This is a genomic window from Pseudomonas sp. NBRC 111127 (assembly GCF_001320345.1).
GTDB classification, from domain to species: Bacteria; Pseudomonadota; Gammaproteobacteria; order Pseudomonadales; family Pseudomonadaceae; genus Aquipseudomonas; species Aquipseudomonas juntendi.
On record NZ_BCBD01000059.1, the window covers coordinates 1 to 13,654 of the forward strand.

Here is a 13,654-nt window from a genome sequence, read left to right on the forward strand (position 1 = left end):
ACGCACGATGGTGTCGTAGACCGCAATGTCGCCGTGCGGGTGGTACTTACCGATCACGTCACCGACCACACGGGCGGATTTCTTGTACGGCTTGTTCCAGTCGTTGCCCAGTTCGCTCATCGCATAGAGAACGCGACGATGCACGGGCTTCAAGCCGTCACGTGCATCGGGCAGCGCTCGCCCGACAATCACGCTCATCGCGTAGTCGAGGTAGGACTGTCTCAGTTCGTCTTCGATATTGACCGGGAGGATTTCTTTGGCCAGTTCGCCCATGAGAAGCCTGATTCCTTTTTCTGGTGAAACTTCGCAGCTCCATCAAGGGCCGAACGAAGCTCGCCGCCGCAGCGCATAAGGGTGCGACGACTTACGACAAATCAATGAGTTGTGCCATGGATCTGCGCAATGAAGGCCGCCGTGATGGGCGGTCTTGGAAACTGCCGGATGTTACCACAAAGGCGGGTGCGGTGGGGAGATGTGGCGGGCAGCCAGAAGCAGGTTCGAATCTTGATTTGCTGTTGCCTGTGCCGGCCTCTTTGCGGACTTACCCGCGAAAAGGCCGGCACATTTGTCAATGCAGGCGCTTGCGGCACATCAACTGCGCCAGCTTGGCGGTATCCGGACGTTCGACAATGCCGCGCTCGGTCACGATCACGTCGATCAGGTCTGCCGGGGTCACGTCGAACACCGGGTTGAACACCTCGACCTCCGGGGCCACCCGGGTGCCGGCGTAATCCAGCAGTTCATCGGCCTCACGCACTTCCAGGGGGATATCCTCGCCGGTCGCCAGGTTCAGGTCGATGCTGGTGCTGGGCGCCACCACCATGAAGCGCACGCCATGGTGCATGGCGCTGACCGCCAGCTGGTACGTGCCGATCTTGCCGGCCATGTCGCCATTGGCGGCAATGCAGTCCGCCCCCACCACCACCCAGGTGATGCCCTTGGTCTTCATCAGGTGGGCCAGCGCCGAATCGGCGCACAGGGTGGTCGGGATGCCTTCGTTGGTCAGCTCCCACGCGGTCAGGCGCGAGCCCTGCAGCCAGGGGCGCGTCTCGCCGGCATACACCCGCTCGACCATGCCTTCGAGGTAACCGGCACGGATCACCCCCAGCGCGGTGCCGAAGCCCCCACTGGCCAGCGCACCGGCATTGCCATAGGTGAGCAGGGTCTGGGCGTTGCCCTGGTGGCGGCGGATCAGCTCGGTGCCGTGCTGGGCCATGGTCAGGTTGGCTTCACGGTCGCTTTCGTGAATGGCCAGCGCTTCGGCCTCGCACGCGGCCAGCACGTCTTCGTCCGGGCGCAGGCGCTGCAGGCGCTCGCGCATGCGGTTCAGTGCCCAGAACAGGTTGGCAGCCGTGGGGCGCGCCTCGGCCAGGGTGAGAAAGTCCTCTTCCAGGTCCAGCTCCCAGTCACCACCTTCGGCCAGCCGCTCTTCCAGGGCCAGCACCAGGCCGTAGGCCGCCGCGATACCGATCGCCGAAGCACCGCGCACCGCCATGTCGCGGATCGCGGCTGCCACCTGCGCGACATTGTCGCAGGCCAGCCAGCACTCCCGGGACGGCAGCAGGCGCTGGTCGAGCAGGTGCAGGACGCCGCCCTGCCAGCGGATCGCGGTCACCTTCTCCGCCGCCAATAGTCGCTCGCGCATTGCCTCTCCCTGTCGTTCGGATATCAAAAGCCGGCGATTATAGCGAGCCTGGGGGCCGAGCGCTCGGGTATACTCCGGCCTTTTCGAGCGCAAGCCGCAAGCTACGAGCGGCAGGAAAAAGCGAATGCGTACAAGGTCTGCTTTTTCTTGCTGCCTGGGGCTTGCAGCTTGCAGCTTAATAGCCAAGCTTCTGAGGACTGCCCAATGAGCAACGTCGACCGCGCCGAAATCGCCAAGTTCGAAGCGCTGGCCCACCGCTGGTGGGACCGTGAAAGCGAGTTCAAGCCGCTGCATGAAATCAACCCGCTGCGCGTCAACTGGATCGACGAACGCGCCAGCCTGGCCGGCAAGAAGGTGCTGGACGTAGGTTGCGGCGGCGGCATCCTCAGCGAAGCCATGGCCCTACGCGGCGCCAGCGTTACCGGTATCGACATGGGCGAGGCGCCACTGGCCGTGGCCCAGCTGCACCAGCTGGAGTCTGGCGTGCAGGTGGAGTACCGGCAGATCACCGCCGAAGCGCTGGCCGAAGAAATGCCTGAACAATTCGATGTGGTCACCTGCCTGGAAATGCTCGAACATGTGCCCGACCCGTCGTCGGTGATCCGTGCCTGCTACCGCATGGTCAAGCCGGGCGGCCAGGTGTTCTTCTCCACCATCAACCGCAACCCCAAGGCCTACCTGCTGGCCATCGTTGGCGCCGAGTACATCCTGAAGATGCTGCCGCGCGGCACCCATGACTTCAAGAAGTTCATCCGCCCCTCCGAACTGGGCGCGTGGAGCCGTGATGCCGGCCTGCAGGTCAAGGACATCATCGGCCTGACCTACAACCCGCTGACCAAGCACTACAAGCTGAGCAGCGACGTCGACGTCAACTACATGATCCAGACCCTGCGCGAGGAATGAGCATGCGTTTGCGAGCGGTACTCTTCGACATGGACGGCACCCTGCTCGACACGGCGCCGGACTTCATCGCCATCTGCCAGGCCATGCTCGCCGAACGCGGCCTGCCGCCGGTCGATGACACGCTGATCCGCGGGGTGATTTCCGGCGGTGCGCGGGCCATGGTCGCCGCCACCTTCGCCATGGACCCTGCAGCCGAAGGCTTCGAGACCCTGCGCCTGGAGTTCCTCGAACGCTACCAGCGCGACTGCGCGGTGCACAGCAAGCTGTTCGACGGCATGGCCGAACTGCTGGCCGACATCGAGAAAGGCAAGCTGCTGTGGGGCGTGGTCACCAACAAACCGGTGCGCTTCGCCGAGCCGATCATGCAGCAACTGGGCCTGGCCGAGCGTTCGGCGCTGCTGATCTGCCCAGACCATGTGAAAAACAGCAAGCCGGACCCAGAGCCGCTGATCCTGGCCTGCAACACCCTGAACCTGGACCCGGCCAGTGTGCTGTTCGTCGGCGACGACTTGCGCGACATCGAGTCGGGCCGTGACGCCGGCACCCGTACCGCCGCGGTGCGCTACGGCTATATTCACCCAGAAGACAACCCCAACCACTGGGGCGCCGACGTGGTGGTGGACCACCCGCTGGACCTGCGCAAGGTGATCGACAGCGCGTTGTGCGGTTGCTGAAGTTGCAAGCCACAAGCTGCAGCAGCCCACATCGCCCAGCTTTTTCTTGAAGCTTGCAGCTAAAAGCCCCGAATCAAGGACTTACTATGTTCGACTACACCGCCCGCCCCGACCTGCTCAAAGGCCGGGTCATCCTGGTTACCGGTGCCGGCCGCGGCATCGGCGCTGCTGCTGCCAAGGCCTACGCTGCACTGGGCGCCACCGTGCTGTTGCTGGGCAAGACCGAAGCCAACCTGAACGAGGTCTACGACCAGATCCTGGCCGCCGGGCATCCGCAGCCGGTGGTCGTTCCGTTCAACCTGGAAACCGCGCAGGCACATGAGTACGACGACCTGGCGGTCATGATCGAAGAGCAGTTCGGCCGCCTTGACGGCCTGCTCAACAACGCCTCGATCATCGGCCCGCGCACGCCACTGGAACAGCTGTCAGGCGACCATTTCATGCGCGTGATGCACATCAACGTCGATGCCACGTTCATGCTCACCAGCACCCTGCTGCCGCTGCTGAAGCTGTCGGAAGACGCCTCGGTGGTGTTCACCAGCAGCAGCGTGGGGCGCAAGGGCCGTGCCTACTGGGGCGCCTACGGCGTGTCGAAGTTCGCCACCGAGGGCCTGATGCAGACCCTGGCCGACGAACTGGAAGGCGTGGCGCCGGTGCGGGCCAACAGCATCAACCCCGGGGCCACGCGCACAGCGATGCGGGCGCAGGCTTACCCTGGCGAGAACCCGCAGAACAACCCGCTGCCTGAAGAAATCATGCCCGTGTACCTGTACCTGATGGGGCCGGACAGCAAGGCCGTGAATGGGCAGGCGCTGAACGCCCAGTAACGGCTGGGATTGCCGGGGCCGCAGCGCGGCCCATCGCGGCCTTGCTTCGCAGCGGGGCGGGCCTACCCGGCGGCCAACGCCGGGCGCATACGCCCCTGCTGGCGCCCCTCAAGCTGCATGCACCGCTCCAGGAACAGGAACATGCAGTCGTAGCTCTTGCAGATCGCCCTGCGCAACTCGGTGCGCAAGCCCAGGCTGGGGTTCTCGCCGGCCAGGGTACAGATGATTTCCAGCGCTTCCCACGGGTGCGCATCGTCATACTGGGCGTGCATCTTCAGCCATTTCATCGCCCGCTTGCGCCCTTCCTCCGGGAAGCCCATGGCGTAGGTGTCGGTCGAACACACCACTGCCGACCATTCGCCCGTCGCGCCTTCGATGGCATAGTTGGTCGCGGCCATGGCAATGGCCAGGTTCTCGGTGGCACACACCCGCCAGCACCAGTCGTTCAGGCCGTTGAGCTCCGGCGGCACGTCCTGGGCCTGCAGGTCGTGCAGGTGCACACCATGCGCCTGGCACCAGTTCACCCAGTAATCGGCATGGTTGAGCTCGACCCGGATATTGCGCATCAGCCAGCGCCGTGCCATGTCCTCACCCTGGTGCCGACCGTAGCGGGTCTTGGTCAGGTTGTGGGCCATGTACAGCGAGAACTGCTCCACCACCGGCCAGCCGCCAATCAGGTACTGGCGAATGGTCGATTGCTTCAGCTGGCCATCGCGCAGGCGTGCATAGAACTCATGCTCCACGACCCGGCGCTTGCTCTCGCGGCAATCTTCAATCAGTTGCTGAGCCCATTGGGGGTAACTGGCCGGGTCCATCAACGGCCCGATACGAACGAATGCATCAATCACTTTCAGCTCCTTGGTCCTTGTGATTTCCAGCTAACGAAAGGTGCCAGGTGCACGCTGCAACAGAGGCCTGGCGGCGATCCGTTGGCGCTGCAGACTGTCACAGGTGAACACCTGGGGGCGTTCGATCAGGTAGCCTTGGGCGTAATCCACGCCAATTTCCTGCAGGGCCTGCTCGATCAGGGGCGTTTCGACAAACTCGGCGATGGTGCGCTTGCCCATCACATGGCCGATATGGTTGATGACTTCGACCATGGCCCGGTTGACCGGGTCGTCGAGCATGTCCTTGACGAAACTACCGTCGATCTTGAGGTAATCCACGGGCAAATGCTTGAGGTAGGCGAACGAGGACATGCCGGCGCAGAAATCATCGAGCGAGAAGCGGCAACCCAGGCCCTTGAGCTCGTTGATGAAGCGGATGGCGCTGCCCAGGTTGGCGATGGCGCTGGTTTCGGTGATTTCGAAGCAGATCATCCGCGGCGGAATGGCGTACTCGACGAATAGCCGCTGCAGGTATTCCAGGAACTTGTCATCGCCGATGCTCGACCCCGACAGGTTGATCGCGCAGGTCGACAGCGGCCCTTCCCGCCCCTCGTCCAGGCACTGGCGGATGACCATGAATACATTGCGTACCACCCAGCGGTCCAGCGCCGTCATCAGGCCATAGCGCTCGGCCGCCGGAATGAAACTGCTGGGCAGGATGGTGCGGCCGCTTTCGTCGTGCAGGCGCAGCAGAATTTCGATATGGCCCGGCCCCTCGAAGGTTTTCAGCGGGGCGATTTCCTGCGCGTACAGGCAGAACCGGTTCTCTTCCAGGGCAACATGCAAACGCTGGATCCAGGCCATTTCGCCAAAGCGCATGGACAGCTCGCTATCGTCGGCGTGGTACACCTGCACGCGGTTACGGCCTTTTTCCTTGGCCATGTAGCAGGCCATGTCCGCGGCACGTAACGAGGCTTCAAGGGTGCTGGGGGCCTGGGCCATGTGCACCAGGCCTATGCTGACCGTGGTCACGAACGGGCGGCCTTTCCACACGAAGTGCAGGCTTTGCACCAGCTGGCGCAGTTGCTCGGCGATGCGCTCGGCCTGGTCGCTGGGGCAGTTTTCCAGCAACACGCCAAATTCGTCGCCCCCCAGCCGCGCCAAGGTGTCGCCCTCACGCAGGCCAGACTGCAGCACGGCACAAATGTGCCGCAGCAGCTCGTCGCCAGCGGCGTGGCCGCAGGTGTCATTGACCAGCTTGAACTGGTCCAGGTCCAGGAACATCAGTGAATGCCGCCCGGCTTGGCGGGCCAGGCCATTGAGCGCCTGCTCCAGGCGGTATTCGAACTCGCGGCGGTTGGCCAGCCCGGTCAGGGCATCATGGGTAGCCTGCCAGGACAGGTTGGCAATGTACTGGCGCTCCTGGGTCATGTCGTGCAGCACCAGCACAATGCCAGCAACCTGCCCGTCATTGACGATTGGCGAGCCCACCAGGTTGATTGATACCGTGCTGCCGTCCAGGCGCTGGATCAGCCGCGCATGCTCTGCGCCGCCGTTGAGGCTGCCGTTTAGCACCTGTTCGACCAGGCTGGTGCCGTTTTCTTCGGCGTGCTCGTCGACCAGGCTGAACAATGCCGAAAGCGGTAACCCTTGGGCCTGGGCGGCCTGCCAGTGGGTCAGCTGTTCGGCGGCCGGGTTCATGTAGCCGATGCAGCCCTGCACATCGGTGGTTATCACCGCGTCGCCGATGGCCTGCAGGGTAATCTGCGCCCGCTCTTTTTCTTCCTGCAGGGCACTGGCGAAAGCCTGGCGCTGGGCCAGCAGCTTGCTGGAGCGGCGCCAGGCAATACTGATCAGGAACATGGCCGTCAGCAGGTTGGTGAACAGCAGCACCCGCAGCAGCATGCGGGACCCTTCGCCCAGCGCATCGCTGAAGGCCTTGGCCGCCGGCGTTACCCCTTCGTTGATGCTGACGATGCGCGCTTTCCAGGCTGCGACCGTACCGGCGTCCACCGGGCCCGCAGCGAAACGCTGGTGTATCTCGCCTGCCAGCACATCCAGCTTGTCCAGGTAATCGTCACCGACGTTCCAGTAGTCGATGGCAGTCTGCATGTAGCTGATGTTGCGGAAGTTGCGGTAGAACCAGATGATCCGTTGCACGTCGTCGGCATGGTTGCCGCCCTGGAGTACCGCCTGGCGCGCGGCTTCCAGGTCGGGGTGCGGCTGGTCGAGCAACTCGCGCACCTTCTGGTCGCCCTGGGGCACGGTTATGGCCTGGCGATAGCGCTGGTAGGTACTCTCGTCGCGGGTCTCGGCGTACAGGTTGAGGTAATAGATGGCATCTTTCTGCGCCTTGGACCACAAACTCTCGCCCGCAACGTAGGCGCGCACGGACGACAGCGTGTACAGGCTGAGACTACCCAGCGCCACCTGGAAGACCACGACGGCGATGAAGGGCCAGGTAATGCCCAGCAGCTTTGGCGCTTCGAGTGTGCGATGTCCCTTCATGGAGTCCCTGTCACAGAGCAGATAAGGCGCAAATCGACCCAGACAAGCACAGCGTAGGCCATTTGCCATCGCTGTGAAGGGGATTTTTATGACAAGGCAGCGGGGGGCTTTGCGCAGCCTGGGTCGGCCCAGGATTCAGCTCTGCTGCAGATGCCCGTACAGCTTGGCATACAACCCGCCTTCGGCAATCAGCTGCTGGTGGTCGCCATCTTCCGCCACATGCCCACCATCGAACACCAGTACCCGGTCGGCCTGTTTCACGGCCGACAGGCGGTGGGCGATGATCAGCGTGGTGCGACCACTGAGGAAGCGCGCCAAGGCCTGGTGCAGGTTGTATTCGGTGGCCGCGTCCAGCGCCGACGTGGCCTCGTCGAGGATCACCACCTTGGGCTCGGCCAGCACCATGCGGGCGATGGCCAGGCGCTGGCGCTGGCCGCCGGACAGGCGCACACCCGACCGCCCCACCACACTGTCCAGGCCCTGCGGCAAGGCGGCGATGGTGGCGTCCAGCTGGGCGATGCGCAGCGCCTGCCAACAGGCCTCGTCACTGCAGTCACGGCCCATGGTGAGGTTGGCACGCACGGTGTCATTGAACAGCGATGGGTGCTGCAGTACCACTGCCACGTTTTCGCGCAGGGTTTCCAGGCCGATTTCCTGCAAGCTGGCCCCGCCAAAGCGGATGGTCCCGGCCTGGGCGCTGTACAAGCCCAGCAGCAGCTGCACCAGGGTGCTCTTGCCGCCGCCGCTGGCACCGACAATGGCCACCTTCTCACCCGGCGCAATCGACAGGTCGAGGTGGTCGAGCACGGGCTCATCGGCATAGGCAAAGCGCAGGTCACGCACCTCGATACCGACCGTGTCACGGCCGGCGAACGGGTCGCTGGCCGCCGGGTACTGCGGCTCGTCGGCCCGCGCCAGCAGCTCGTTGAGGCGGTTGAGGGCGCCGCCGGCGGCATAGTAGGCGTATTGCAGGTTGAGCAACTGCTCGACCGGGCCGATCATGAACCACAGGTAGCTGAACACCGCCAGCATCTGGCCGATCGACAGGTCGGAAAACAGCACGGTCAGCATGGCCGCCGCGCGGAAAATGTCGATACCGAACTGAAACAGCAAACCACTGGCGCGGCCACTGGCGTCGCTTTTCCATTGCGAGTCGACGGCATAGTCGCGCACTTCGCGGGCGCGCAGCCCCAACCGGCCGAGGAAATAGCCCTGGCGGTTGCCGGCACGTATTTCCTGTATGGCATCGAGGGTTTCCGCCAAGGCCTGGGTGAACCGCGCGGTACTGTCGTTCTCGAGCTTTTTGAGATGCTTGACGCGTTTGCCCAACTGCACGGTGAAATAAATCACCAGCGGGTTGAACAGCAGGATCAGCAACGCCAGTTGCCAGTGCATCCAGATCAGGATGGCGGCCGTGCCGGTCAAGGTGAGCATGGCCACCAGGAAGCGGCTGAGGGTTTCGCCCACGAACTTGTCGAGGGTGTCCAGGTCGGTGACTAGGTGCGTGGTGACCGTGCCACTGCCCAGGCTTTCATATTCCTGCAGCGAAATACGCTTGAGCCGCTCGATCAGGCGGATGCGCAGGCGGTAGACGATGTCCTTGGCCAGGCCGGCGAACAACTTGGCCTGCACCACGTTGAAGGCCAAGGCGGCCAGGCGCAGGCACAGGGTAAGGTACAGCATCAGGCCGATGTAGCCGGCGGCCACCTGCCAGCCCGACGGCAGCAGGTGGTTCATCCACTTCAGTGCCGCATCACCATGGCCGAGTAGCACTTCGTCTACCAGCAACGGCAGCAACAGCGGGATGGGCACGCTGCAGCAGGCCGCGAGCACGGCGATCAGGTTGGCCGACCAGAGCTGCTTGCGGTGGTGCAGGGCCAGCCGGCGGATTTCCGCCCAGCTCAGCCGATCGGCCGCCGTGCAGGGCTTGCCCGGTACCGGGTCGGGGGACCCAGGCAGGTCAAGCACAGGTGGCCTGCTGCAGCCAGCGGCCGAGCAATGGTTGCAGGCGCTCCAACGGCTGGTAGCCGTTGGTCAACAGCGCCAGTTGGCCGTTGCGCTCGGCGAGCAGGGTCGGAAAACCGGCGATGCCCAGGTCCTGGGCCCAGACGAAATCGGCGGCGGTGGCGGCGCGGGTATCGGTCTGGGCGAAGGTGGCGGCGAATACGGCACGGTCGAAACCGGCCTGTTCAGCCAGGTCGACCAGCTGTGGTGCGGTGGTCACATCCATGCCCTGCTCGTAGAAAGCGCGCTGGATCAGCGCCAGCAGCGGCCAGACGCGCTCGCCACCCAGTTCGCGGGCGCTGACCAGGGCGCGGCAGGCCGGCTCGGTGTCGTAGACGAAACCGTCCGGCATGGCCCCTTCGAAGCGGAACGCCTGGCCCGTGGCATCGGCCACCGCCTGCCAGTGTTCGAGGATGTACTTGCGCGTGGCGCTGTCCAGCGCACTGCCGCCGGTGCGCAGCCCGCCCACCACCAGGTGGGTGGGCACACCCGCCTCATGCGCCTGGGCGATCAGGGCCGCGGCCACTGGCGCGAAACCCCAGCACCAGGAGCACATCGGGTCCATCACATAGATCAGGCGGGCAGACATGCATCAGGCCTCGGCTTTGTAGTTGTAACCGATCGGGTGCGGCAGGTTGCGCGCCTTGGCCAGCTCGATCTGCTTCTGCCGGTCGATGGCGCTGCGGCGGGTCTTTTCGCTCAGGGTGTCCCAGCAATGCGGGCAGCTGACACCTGGCGAATAGTGCTCGGACGCGCGCTCCTGGGCATTGATCGGGTGGCGGCAGGCGTGGCACTGGTCGTACTCGCCCTCGCTCAGGTCATGGCGCACCGTGACGCGGTTGTCGAAGACGAAGCAGTCACCATCCCACAGGCTTTGTTCCTGAGGCACTTCCTCGAAGTACTTCAGGATGCCGCCCTTGAGATGATAGACCTCCTCGAAGCCTTCACCGAGCATATAGCTGGAGGCTTTTTCGCAGCGGATGCCGCCGGTGCAGAACATGGCCACCTTCTTGTGCTTGCTGGGGTCGAAGTTGGCCTTGATGTACTCGGGGAACTCACGGAAGGTTTCGGTCTTGGGGTCGATGGCGCCCTTGAAGGTGCCGATGGCCACTTCGTAGTCGTTGCGGGTGTCGATCAGCAGCACTTCCGGGTCGCTGATCAGGGCGTTCCAGTCCTTGGGCTCGACGTAGGTGCCCACGGCCTGGTTGGGGTCCACGCCGGGCACGCCGAGGGTGACGATCTCTTTCTTGAGCTTGACCTTGGTGCGGTAGAACGGCTGTTCGTCGCAGTACGACTCTTTATGGTCGATATCGACCAGGCGAGGGTCGTTGCGCAGCCAGGCCAGCAGGCCGTCGATGCCTTCGCGGGTGGCCGACACGGTGCCGTTGATGCCCTCATGGGCCAGCAGCAGGGTGCCCTTGACCTGGTTGTCGAGCATGGCTTTGAGCAGTGGCTCGCGCAACTCGACGTAGTCTTGCAGGGTAACGAACTTGTACAGCGCCGCGACGACGATGGCTTGGGACATGAAGCAGGTTCTCCAGGTGGTTGCCCTCGTAAGGGGCGGACCGGGTTTGACGGTGTGGCAAAAAAACAGGGGGCGCTTTGCGCCCCTTTCGCGACACAAGGCCGCTCCTACAGGGACCGCACCCGCCATCAGGCTGTGCAGTCGCTGTAACAGCGGCCTCGTGTCGCGAAAGGGCCGCAAAGCGGCCCCCGGATCTTGCAGGATTCTACCAGAACAACAGCAAGGTTTCAGTGCCCGCCGCCGGCGCATACCGGCGAGGCCGGTGCAGCGCCGACCTTGGCCCACTCTTCGCCGGTGTAGGTATGAATGGCCAGGGCGTGGATCTGGCCCATCAGCTCACCCATGGTGGCGTACACCTTCTGGTGGCGCTTGACGCTGTTCAACCCGGCAAACTGCTCGCTGACGATCACTGCCTTGTAGTGGGTCTCCTGACCACGACTGTGCATGTGGCTTTCATCGAGCACTTGCAGGTGTTGCGGCGCCAGGCTGGCCAGCTGCTGTTCGATACGCTGTTGCATGCTCATTGCGGCTTACTCACTTCTTCGCTGGGGCGGCGGCCTTGCCAGCGTTCGGGTCCAGCTCTTTGGTCATGTCTTCGAGCAGCTTGTTCACCACCGGTACGGCCGGCTCGAGGCTCTGCTGGGTCAGCTGCGCCGACTGCTGGGTGACCTTGGGCATTTCGCGCAGCACTTTCTTGCCCAGCGGCGACTCGTAGAACTTGACCAGGTCCTTGAGTTCCTGCTCGGTGAAGGTCTGGGTGTACAGGTCTACCATCTTCGGCTTCAGCTTGTTCCAGCCGATGGCGTTGTCCAGCGCGGCGTTGGCCTTGGCCTGGTAGCTTTCCAGCACTGGCTGCTTGCTGGCCGGGGCTTTGGTCTGGGCGAAGCGCTGGGCGAACATCTGCTGGACCTGCATGTACACCGGGGTGCCCAACTTGTCGGCGTTGGCCAGGGTCAGGAATTTCTCGGCAGCAGCGTTGTGGGTGGCGGTGGCAGCGAGTACCTGGCCGCTGGCGCAAACCAGAGCAACGGCGGCACAAAGGACACGGAGACGGGTCATTGCATTTCCTTCAGAGAGAGGGAGGCGGGTACCTCAGAGTAGAGCATTCTGCGCCGTGGTAGCGCGGTGCTCAAGTGGCACGACGAGCGACGGAACCGCTCGGTCGAATCAAGGCCTAAACTGCGAATTCGAACTACACAGGAGTGAGTACAGAATGAGCCGTATCGAGACAGACAGCCTGGGCCCGGTCGAAGTTCCTGAGGACGCCTACTGGGGTGCGCAGACCCAGCGTTCGCTGATCAACTTCGCCATCGGCAAGGAACGCATGCCGCTTGCGGTGGTGCATGCCCTGGCGCTGATCAAGAAGGCCGCGGCACGGGTCAACGACCGCAATGGCGACCTGCCGGCCGACATCGCCCGGCTGATCGAACAGGCCGCCGACGAGGTGCTGGCGGGCAAGCACGACGATCAGTTCCCGCTGGTCGTGTGGCAGACGGGCAGCGGCACCCAAAGCAACATGAACGTCAACGAGGTGATTGCCGGGCGGGCCAATGAACTGGCTGGCCAGGGCCGGGGCGGCAAAACGCCGGTGCACCCCAACGACCACGTCAACCGCTCGCAAAGCTCCAACGACTGCTTTCCGACCGCCATGCACATTGCCGCGGCGCAGGCCGTGCAGGAAAAACTGCTGCCTGCCATCGGCGAACTGTCGGCCGGGCTGGCCGAACTGGCGGCGCGGCACAACAAACTGGTCAAGACCGGCCGCACGCACATGATGGATGCCACGCCAATCACCTTCGGCCAGGAGGTATCGGCCTTTGTTGCCCAGCTGGACTACGCCCAACGCGCCATTCGTGCCAGCCTGCCGGCCGTGTGCGAACTGGCCCAGGGCGGTACCGCCGTGGGCACCGGGCTGAATGCCCCGCACGGTTTTGCCGAAGCCATTGCCGCCGAACTGGCAGCAGAGTCCGGGCTGCCGTTCGTCACCGCGCCAAACAAGTTCGCCGCCCTGGCCGGCCATGAACCGCTGACCAGCCTGGCCGGCGCGCTGAAAACCCTGGCAGTGGCCCTGATGAAGATCGCCAACGACCTGCGCCTGCTGGGCTCCGGGCCGCGTGCCGGGTTGGCCGAGGTACGCCTGCCGGCCAACGAGCCGGGCAGCTCGATCATGCCGGGCAAGGTCAACCCTACCCAGTGCGAGGCGCTGTCGATGCTGGCGTGCCAGGTATTGGGCAACGATGCGGCGATCGGCTTTGCCGCCAGCCAGGGGCATTTGCAGTTGAACGTGTTCAAGCCGGTGATCATCCACAACCTGTTGCAGTCGGTCGAGTTGCTGGCCGATGGCTGCCGCAACTTCCAGCAGCACTGTGTGGCGGGTATCGAGCCCGACGCCCAGCAGATGGCCGCACACCTGGAACGCGGGTTGATGCTGGTGACCGCGTTGAACCCGCACATCGGTTATGACAAAGCCGCGGAGATCGCCAAGAAGGCCTACAGCGAAGGCAAGACCCTGAGGGAGGCCGCGCTGGAGTTGAAGTACCTGACCAATGAGCAGTTCGACCAGTGGGTAAGGCCGGAGAACATGCTGGCACCGGGTGGTAAAGGCTAAATTATTGATCGCCTGTACTGGCCAGCGAAGAATCCCACGCGGTACTTGGCACCGGCTACGCCGGTGTTCGCGGGCACGCCCGCTCCCACAGGGTGCGCAATGCTCAGGCCTGAGGTAACCCCTGTGGGAGCTG

13 protein-coding genes are annotated in these 13,654 nt (G+C 63.9%); 4 read left to right on the top strand and 9 right to left on the bottom strand.

What is annotated here, in order from left to right; all coding sequences use genetic code 11:
• The coding region (locus APH30_RS13015; protein ID WP_054912792.1) for a DNA gyrase subunit A at positions 1-273 on the bottom strand (273 nt) is incomplete at its 3' end.
• A 295-nt stretch (positions 274-568) separates the two neighbouring features.
• Positions 569-1,645 carry an S-methyl-5-thioribose-1-phosphate isomerase gene (mtnA, locus tag APH30_RS13020; protein WP_029886219.1) on the bottom strand — a complete coding sequence of 359 codons (1,077 nt, stop codon included), beginning with the start codon at positions 1,643-1,645 and terminating at the stop codon, positions 569-571.
• A gap of 204 nt (positions 1,646-1,849) precedes the next feature.
• On the opposite strand from mtnA, the gene ubiG reads away from it, so the two are divergent.
• The 3 genes from ubiG to APH30_RS13035 all read left to right on the top strand — a co-directional run bounded on the left by ubiG (position 1,850) and on the right by APH30_RS13035 (position 4,049).
• Positions 1,850-2,548 carry a bifunctional 2-polyprenyl-6-hydroxyphenol methylase/3-demethylubiquinol 3-O-methyltransferase UbiG gene (gene ubiG / locus APH30_RS13025; protein WP_009686004.1) on the top strand — a complete coding sequence of 233 codons (699 nt, stop codon included), beginning with the start codon at positions 1,850-1,852 and terminating at the stop codon, positions 2,546-2,548.
• 2 nt (positions 2,549-2,550) lie between these two features.
• Positions 2,551-3,222 carry an N-acetylmuramic acid 6-phosphate phosphatase MupP gene (gene mupP / locus APH30_RS13030; RefSeq protein WP_054912793.1) on the top strand — a complete coding sequence of 224 codons (672 nt, stop codon included), beginning with the start codon at positions 2,551-2,553 and terminating at the stop codon, positions 3,220-3,222.
• Positions 3,223-3,308: 86 nt separating this feature from the next.
• Positions 3,309-4,049: a YciK family oxidoreductase gene (locus APH30_RS13035; RefSeq protein ID WP_054912794.1), complete on the top strand. Its 741-nt coding sequence runs from the start codon at positions 3,309-3,311 to the stop codon at positions 4,047-4,049.
• Positions 4,050-4,111: 62 nt separating this feature from the next.
• Here APH30_RS13035 and APH30_RS13040 read toward each other — a convergent pair whose 3' ends face one another.
• The 7 genes from APH30_RS13040 to APH30_RS13070 form a co-directional block, all read right to left on the bottom strand.
• Positions 4,112-4,897 carry a TenA family transcriptional regulator gene (locus APH30_RS13040; protein ID WP_054890379.1) on the bottom strand — a complete coding sequence of 262 codons (786 nt, stop codon included), beginning with the start codon at positions 4,895-4,897 and terminating at the stop codon, positions 4,112-4,114.
• A gap of 30 nt (positions 4,898-4,927) precedes the next feature.
• Entirely contained in the window at positions 4,928-7,384 is a 2,457-nt protein-coding gene (locus APH30_RS13045) for an EAL domain-containing protein (RefSeq protein WP_054912795.1), read from the bottom strand.
• 135 nt (positions 7,385-7,519) lie between these two features.
• Positions 7,520-9,352, bottom strand: a complete 1,833-nt coding sequence (locus APH30_RS13050) for an ABC transporter ATP-binding protein (protein ID WP_054912796.1) — start codon at positions 9,350-9,352, stop codon at positions 7,520-7,522.
• On the bottom strand, positions 9,345-9,977 hold the full coding sequence (locus APH30_RS13055; protein ID WP_054912797.1) for a DsbA family protein: 633 nt from the start codon (positions 9,975-9,977) through the stop codon (positions 9,345-9,347). The genes APH30_RS13050 and APH30_RS13055 overlap by 8 nt, the downstream gene beginning before the upstream one ends.
• 3 nt (positions 9,978-9,980) lie before the next feature.
• Positions 9,981-10,913: a rhodanese-related sulfurtransferase gene (locus APH30_RS13060; protein ID WP_054890382.1), complete on the bottom strand. Its 933-nt coding sequence runs from the start codon at positions 10,911-10,913 to the stop codon at positions 9,981-9,983.
• 227 nt (positions 10,914-11,140) lie between these two features.
• Positions 11,141-11,437 carry a BolA family transcriptional regulator gene (locus APH30_RS13065; protein ID WP_054912798.1) on the bottom strand — a complete coding sequence of 99 codons (297 nt, stop codon included), beginning with the start codon at positions 11,435-11,437 and terminating at the stop codon, positions 11,141-11,143.
• A 10-nt stretch (positions 11,438-11,447) separates the two neighbouring features.
• Entirely contained in the window at positions 11,448-11,972 is a 525-nt protein-coding gene (locus APH30_RS13070) for a DUF2059 domain-containing protein (RefSeq protein WP_054912799.1), read from the bottom strand.
• Positions 11,973-12,126: 154 nt separating this feature from the next.
• Between APH30_RS13070 and APH30_RS13075 the strand changes: the two genes are divergently transcribed.
• Positions 12,127-13,521, top strand: a complete 1,395-nt coding sequence (locus APH30_RS13075; RefSeq protein ID WP_054912800.1) for a class II fumarate hydratase — start codon at positions 12,127-12,129, stop codon at positions 13,519-13,521.
• Positions 13,522-13,654 lie beyond the last annotated feature (133 nt).

Coding starts and splice junctions, on each gene's coding strand:
- mtnA (WP_029886219.1), bottom strand. CDS start 1,645: ATGCGCGAGCGACTATTGGCGGCGGAGAAGGTGACCGCGATCCGCTGG.
- ubiG (WP_009686004.1), top strand. CDS start 1,850: ATGAGCAACGTCGACCGCGCCGAAATCGCCAAGTTCGAAGCGCTGGCC.
- mupP (WP_054912793.1), top strand. CDS start 2,551: ATGCGTTTGCGAGCGGTACTCTTCGACATGGACGGCACCCTGCTCGAC.
- APH30_RS13035 (WP_054912794.1), top strand. CDS start 3,309: ATGTTCGACTACACCGCCCGCCCCGACCTGCTCAAAGGCCGGGTCATC.
- APH30_RS13045 (WP_054912795.1), bottom strand. CDS start 7,384: ATGAAGGGACATCGCACACTCGAAGCGCCAAAGCTGCTGGGCATTACC.
- APH30_RS13055 (WP_054912797.1), bottom strand. CDS start 9,977: ATGTCTGCCCGCCTGATCTATGTGATGGACCCGATGTGCTCCTGGTGC.
- APH30_RS13060 (WP_054890382.1), bottom strand. CDS start 10,913: ATGTCCCAAGCCATCGTCGTCGCGGCGCTGTACAAGTTCGTTACCCTG.
- APH30_RS13065 (WP_054912798.1), bottom strand. CDS start 11,437: ATGAGCATGCAACAGCGTATCGAACAGCAGCTGGCCAGCCTGGCGCCG.
- APH30_RS13070 (WP_054912799.1), bottom strand. CDS start 11,972: ATGACCCGTCTCCGTGTCCTTTGTGCCGCCGTTGCTCTGGTTTGCGCC.
- APH30_RS13075 (WP_054912800.1), top strand. CDS start 12,127: ATGAGCCGTATCGAGACAGACAGCCTGGGCCCGGTCGAAGTTCCTGAG.